1 protein-coding gene is annotated in these 550 nt (G+C 40.4%); it reads left to right on the top strand.

The features are described 5' to 3' along the window. Positions 1-269: 269 nt before the first annotated feature. A partial coding sequence (locus A7325_RS01550) for a phosphoenolpyruvate carboxylase (RefSeq protein ID WP_227514915.1) occupies positions 270-550 on the top strand: 281 nt, incomplete at its 3' end.

The following is a 550-nucleotide window of genomic DNA, read 5'->3' on the forward strand; positions in this document are numbered from 1 at the left end:
AGGTTTTGGGTTAAAGTTTCACTAAGTCTGTTAAAGTTTGGCATGGTCTGATTCGTCTTAAAAATTACTATTATGCCTTTGCTTTAACAGACTTTTTTGTTTTTTTGTCGTGTGCAGAGATGATTAATACATAAAGCTGACAACGTCTTGGCTGATGAGAAGCGAGAGCTTCGAGATCCACATAAACAGGTTAAATGGCTTACACCATAGAAAACCTACATTTAAGACCGCACGACTATATTTGAATGAATTTGATCAGGAGATCAAGGATGACTATTGATAACGACGTACTACGTGAACGCATCAGCTTATTAGGCTCATTTCTAGGAGAGGCGATTTCTCGGCAAACGGGCGAACAAACACTCAACACGATTGAAACCCTACGCCAAGGTTTTATCCAGCAACGCCGGGCGCCTAACGCAGCGAACCAGCAACAACTCATCGACTTTATTGCCTCGTTAGACAACCAAACCTTAAAAAATGTCATCCGCAGCTTTTCTATCTATTTCTTCTTAGCCAATCTCAGTGAAGAAAATTACTTACGAGAACA

The organism is Psychrobacter sp. SHUES1, assembly GCF_001652315.1.
Taxonomy (GTDB): domain Bacteria; phylum Pseudomonadota; class Gammaproteobacteria; order Pseudomonadales; family Moraxellaceae; genus Psychrobacter; species Psychrobacter faecalis.